Below are 5,064 nucleotides of genomic sequence, written 5' to 3'. Positions count from 1 at the left end.
GGTGGAGCGTATCTTGAAGCGTTGCTTCTCAGCGGGAGACAGCACCCGTTGTTGCTTGCGCCGCTTGTTCGGATCGATGATGGGGATCCTGCCACTTGAGATGATGAAATCCTTGATGGGTTTCGCATCATAGGCACTATCCATCAGTGAATACAGATGGGTAACCCGTTCACTGGACATCCGCTCCAAAGGAATAGCTACTTGACTGTCATGGACATTCGCTCCAGTGACGATGGCACTGATGGGGATGCCGCTGTCAGTAACATCCAGATGCAGCTTGTAGCCCTTTGTGAGCAGTATGATGTCTTTACCGGAGTACGGTAGGGATGTCTTTCTCTCTCACAACAACGATGTTTTTCATAAGCGCAGTAATGATGTTTTTCTAGTCTACAGTAGGAATGTTTTCCCAATAACAGCCAATCCCTGCCAGTAAACCGGCCGAATAAATTAGGCCAAGCATTGGCGACTCCCAGTATAGTGATAGGTAGCAATACGTTATCACCAGAAGGAGGCCGCTAATGGCAACTTTGCTGAAGCAGGCAGAAGTAGTGAACACAATCATCGAATTGAAACGGCAGGGCATAGCCCAGTCGGACATCGCACAAGTGCTGCGGAACATGAATCTCAAGCCACCGTCAGCGCCGACGATCCGCAAGTACTACAACATGGATGATGCACCATCGGCAAGCCAGTTGGCAAGTCCCTACCAGAAGGACAAGGCCTTCGACGATCCGGCATGCAGGGAAATCATCATCAGCACCCTGCAAGCCAACTGCAACAACAAGCAGTTCTGCTAGTGTCAAGGAATATTTTAGGTAACGACTTTTTTAGATGGTTCGGTAACGAATTCTTTCAGTATCATACCGTGATACCTAAACGACTGGTTACCGTGTAACCTAAAAAAGTTATTGTCATGTCACCTCAAAAACATCATACCGCTAGCAAGCAGTTCAGAGTAAGCTCGTTGTACGACCTGCTGGAAGAGCTTCTGGTGGATACGGGAAAGCGGCAATCACTGCCAGGCAACCAGCAGACGCTTCGCAACTATTGTGCATATCTGAGAAAAACCGGGCAGGTCAAGAGCGCCCCCGTCGAGGCAAGGCTCTGCAACTAAATCGAACCGCCTCCTCCTGGAGTACAGATACAGCTTGACTATGGCGTCCAGAAAATCAACGGCGGCGAGCATGTTGGAGATTACGCTCTAGGAGAGCCACTGTTCCCTAAAAATTGAGCCACCTGTTTCACGACAAATTGACCCACCTTTAAAACTGAAGTGCTAGACTTCCAAATACCATGCTCTTGCATGAGACTATTTGGGAGGTGGTCAAGAATGACCAAATTTAAGGAAATCCTGCGTTTATAAGATCAGGGGTTGAACCAGAGACAGATCGCAGCAAGTTTGCAGATCTCACGTAACACCATTGAAAATTTAAAGACTTTGAACGGAATACTTTCTTACTCTATAAGCTCACTGATTTTAATTATATTTCGAAAACTATGGTTTCTTTCTTTGCATATTATAAAATCATTTTCGATAGTTACTGAAGTATAATCCATGCCTCTTCCTTTCCAAAATTCTAGATCCAATATACAACTCATTTTTTGAATCCTTTAGTTAATGCAATAAGATATGTGAAGCTTTCAAGTTTTAAAATTGCGGCAAGCCCAAAATAAAATCCACCCCCACAGATAATTTGGAGACTAATCAACTCTATTGGAGAAAATGCAATCCTGTTCAATTGCAAAATAAGCACCCCCATTATGGAAGCAAGCATTACAGAAGGGAGTACATCTTTAACTTGCTCAGTATAGCCATAAGATATATATTTTTTTACAGGATATATATTTATAAAATAAGATATTAATTCTGTCACCACTTGTCCTAAAGCAATGTAAATAACTCCAAAAGGCAAGGAAATGAGAAGTAATGCCGTTCCGAAGCATATTTTTATTATTTCACATTTTAAAAAAACATCACTACGTCCAATAGCTTTTATTGCTTGTATATTTGCTGTCTGCAGAGGCCAAAATAAATATGCAATACAGAATAGCTGGAGATAAGGAACAGAGGGAAGCCATTTTTCTGTGAGCAAAAATCTTACTAATGGCTGTGCAATTACAATCATTCCAACTAAGATTGGTGATAATAGAAAACTACTAGTCTTCATTGCACGGCGGGTCATTGTCTTAATTTTAAGGAGAGAATCTTGGTTTGCAGATAATGCTGGAAACATTACAGCTTTGATTGAACTATCAATATTTGCAACTATTACTTGAGGAAACTGTTGTCCTCTATTGTAGTATCCAAGCATCGCTGGTGAATATATCTTACCAATTAATAGCCCACGAATATCTCGATATAATGTATTGATTAACGACGAGATCAGAATCTTCCACCCATAAGCAAATAAGTTTCTCACTCTCAATATTGAAAAACCCAATTTAGGTCTCCACTTAAGACTAAACCAAAGAATTATTGTTATAATTGTTTGATTTATTAGCTGTTGGAAAACTAATGCATATACACCATAACCTAAGTATGCCAAGGATATTCCAATAATTCCGGATAATAATCCAGCACCAATATTACTGATAAATAAGCGCTTAAATTGCATTTTTCTAGAAATAATTGCAATTTGTAGTGAATTTAGAGCTCCGGGGAAGAGTGTTAATGCTAATATTCTAATCACAGAGATTAGATTGGTGTTAGCATAAAAAGAGGCTATCCATGGAGCAGAAAAATATAGAAGGAGGTAAGTAATTGCTGCAACCAATAGGCTTGTAAAAAAAATGGAAGAATAATCAAGTTCATCAACATCCTTTTTCTGTATAACCGAAGCGCTTAAGCCCCCATTAACAAAGACATTTGCAATCGTAATAAAAACAACTACCAACGCTACAATTCCATAATCAGTAGGCAGAAGTAATCGAGCTAAAATAATTTGGATAACAAATTGTATTCCTTTACGTCCTCCTATTTCGAAAAATTTCCATATTATATTTCTTATAATGATCGAATTGTTCATTTTATCCTTTAAATTTGATTTCCTGTTGTAGAAATATTACCTGCAGTCAGTAGCTGTCACAATAGTTTTCGCTAGTAATTCCTACTGCACGAACCTGAATATGTCATTTGAATGAAGCCCTCTCATTTGAACTTTTCAATTCAATCTAGAACCGCTCTATTTACTGGACACGTCGCCAGAAACGCAACCATAAACCAGAATAAACCTGTAGATATGTATGTTCCACTGAACATTAGCATCACCAAAGGATAGGCAGCAATGAACAGATAGGCTCGAAATCCAACATCTCTTCTCATATTGCGAAATAATCTTCTTGCGAGCACAGTAAGAAGGACAGTCCAGAATGCCAGATAAACAACGCCACCTTGTAATAATAACTCAAGAATCAAGTTGTGGGGATATTCTTTACCATATACATTTCTAAACCCAAATATTCCATATCCAATTATTGGCGCTTCAGAAATTAAGGATAGTGCATTTTCATAATACGGCAACCGCCCGGACGTTCCATCCCAGTTCACTCCACCACCAGTATCGATGAAGGCTATCGCTCGATTAAAGCTACTGGCGAACAATGGGTTTTCCATCAAACGTGGCAAGAACATGATAGCAACCACGACCAAGCCTATAACGAACAATGTTCCCTGTAGGATTTTCTTCACTTTTCTGACCCGAAGGATTTCGAAAAGCGCTAGCAAAACATAGAGTACTGCAAGCACGAATGCTCCCCTTCCACCGGGAATTACGACCATGACAAATTGGAGAACGAGCAATAACACGCTAAAGATTTTATAGAACCTGGTCGTTAAAAGTCGAAACCTCACATGGTTTCTTCCCCAAACGATGAAATACAAATTCAATCCGAAGGCTAGAGCAGAGTAATACGATGCACTCTGATAGCTAGCACCTCCCAGAGTGGTAAACCGTGCCCCCTGCATGAAGGGGATGAGGATGGTCACAAAACCACCTACGCTGATCACAAGCATGATAATTTCGACATAGCGTCCAATATCCACCATCCTTGTACGACGATAAGCCTTGCCAAGATAATACCCAATGAAAATCGCCGGCAACGAGAAACCCAGAAACAAGCTAAAATAATAGCTATTCTGTGGATGATGTCTTCCAAGCACAATTGCAGTGTAATACGAGAGAAGCATGATGAAGGGGATTCCCAGTAAGACAACAATATCCTTGATGGTGAATCTATCGCTTCTTGCTACGACCCAGAGAATGGTTGCCATATTCACGATGCCGATGATGGACATGATATAGGCATAGAGCCGAGGATTGGTCTCGGATAATCCCTCGTATCCAAGAAGTGCAACAACAGAGAAGAACAGTGGTACCTTGAACAGTCCTATGAGATGAAGCAATGTATATCTGGGTCCTTCTAGTACGGTGGTGTTATGTTTCATGGCTCCTGGTATATGATATCCTTTCCTGTTCAAAGAGAATCAGTGCAATCATGAGGGAAAAGTCTTTCCCTACGCGACTGGTGGCTAATCAGCTCTTCTTCTCTTGCTGCCATACTGTTCGCAAGTAAGAACTGGCCAATGCGGCGCTACCCTTTCCTGGGTAAGCGAGGATTCTGATTACTCTTCAAGTCATTTTCCATATCTCTAAAAAATCTTTCGCAGACATCAAACCCATCATTCTGCTGTTTTTCGGCATCATCAAATTTCTGGAAATAGTCTTGGGGATTATATCGTTTCCCATCTAGATATACTCTACCGATGTAACGAGCGCTAAAAGCATATACTTTCAATTCAAAAACGTTGTTTTTGAAATTGAAGTCCTTCTTACATACCAGAATTCCTTCTTTTTCTACATCGTCTTCTGAAATATGCCTACTCATAACTCGCTCAGAAACTGGAGTATCTCCTGCTTCTCTTTCTTGAGAGTCTGGTCACTAATATCAATCGCTGGCTGGAAAATGCTGAGATTGCCTTCGAAGTGGTTAAATTCGTTAAGAAGTGTTTTTCTTGAAGTAAGAAATACTCTCTTTCGTACAGCATCTCGACCTTTTCCCTTAAAC

General features: G+C 40.7%; 8 protein-coding genes. 3 read left to right on the top strand and 5 right to left on the bottom strand.

All coding sequences use genetic code 11. From position 1 onward, the window contains the following. Window positions 1-234, bottom strand: a 234-nt coding sequence (locus tag JF818_RS10450; RefSeq protein WP_370570328.1) for a transposase, incomplete at its 3' end; no start/stop codon positions are given. On the opposite strand from JF818_RS10450, the gene JF818_RS16685 reads away from it, so the two are divergent. From JF818_RS16685 to JF818_RS10440, 3 genes are all read left to right on the top strand, one after another. Further along, window positions 202-324 (top strand): hypothetical protein, encoded by a 123-nt coding sequence (locus tag JF818_RS16685; protein WP_370570327.1) that lies wholly within the window; start codon window positions 202-204, stop codon window positions 322-324. The two genes, JF818_RS10450 and JF818_RS16685, sit on opposite strands and share 33 nt — an antisense overlap. Before the next feature lie 194 nt (window positions 325-518). Next, window positions 519-797: a hypothetical protein gene (locus JF818_RS10445; RefSeq protein WP_198891955.1), complete on the top strand. Its 279-nt coding sequence runs from the start codon at window positions 519-521 to the stop codon at window positions 795-797. A 116-nt stretch (window positions 798-913) separates the two neighbouring features. After that, window positions 914-1,114 (top strand): hypothetical protein, encoded by a 201-nt coding sequence (locus tag JF818_RS10440; protein ID WP_198891954.1) that lies wholly within the window; start codon window positions 914-916, stop codon window positions 1,112-1,114. A gap of 481 nt (window positions 1,115-1,595) precedes the next feature. Here JF818_RS10440 and JF818_RS10435 read toward each other — a convergent pair whose 3' ends face one another. From JF818_RS10435 to JF818_RS16415, 4 genes are all read right to left on the bottom strand, one after another. Then, the gene (locus JF818_RS10435; RefSeq protein WP_198891953.1) at window positions 1,596-3,026 is read right to left on the bottom strand and encodes a lipopolysaccharide biosynthesis protein; all 1,431 of its coding nucleotides are present in this window, start codon (window positions 3,024-3,026) and stop codon (window positions 1,596-1,598) included. 140 nt (window positions 3,027-3,166) lie between these two features. Further along, the gene (locus JF818_RS10430) at window positions 3,167-4,444 is read right to left on the bottom strand and encodes an O-antigen ligase (protein ID WP_198891952.1); all 1,278 of its coding nucleotides are present in this window, start codon (window positions 4,442-4,444) and stop codon (window positions 3,167-3,169) included. A gap of 146 nt (window positions 4,445-4,590) precedes the next feature. Continuing rightward, a complete protein-coding gene (locus JF818_RS10425; protein WP_198891951.1) occupies window positions 4,591-4,884 on the bottom strand; it encodes a hypothetical protein in 294 nt (97 codons plus the stop codon). Continuing rightward, window positions 4,881-5,064, bottom strand: a 184-nt coding sequence (locus JF818_RS16415) for a hypothetical protein (RefSeq protein WP_233067200.1), incomplete at its 5' end; no start/stop codon positions are given. The genes JF818_RS16415 and JF818_RS10425, both read right to left, overlap by 4 nt.

Source organism: Sphaerochaeta sp. S2 (assembly GCF_016406725.1).
Classification (GTDB): Bacteria; Spirochaetota; Spirochaetia; order Sphaerochaetales; family Sphaerochaetaceae; genus Sphaerochaeta.
The sequence above is the reverse complement of the archived record's forward strand: the minus strand, read 5'-3'. Positions and strand labels throughout refer to the sequence as shown.

Coding starts and splice junctions, on each gene's coding strand:
- JF818_RS10445 (WP_198891955.1), top strand. CDS start 519: ATGGCAACTTTGCTGAAGCAGGCAGAAGTAGTGAACACAATCATCGAA.
- JF818_RS10440 (WP_198891954.1), top strand. CDS start 914: ATGTCACCTCAAAAACATCATACCGCTAGCAAGCAGTTCAGAGTAAGC.
- JF818_RS10435 (WP_198891953.1), bottom strand. CDS start 3,026: ATGAACAATTCGATCATTATAAGAAATATAATATGGAAATTTTTCGAA.
- JF818_RS10430 (WP_198891952.1), bottom strand. CDS start 4,444: ATGAAACATAACACCACCGTACTAGAAGGACCCAGATATACATTGCTT.
- JF818_RS10425 (WP_198891951.1), bottom strand. CDS start 4,884: ATGAGTAGGCATATTTCAGAAGACGATGTAGAAAAAGAAGGAATTCTG.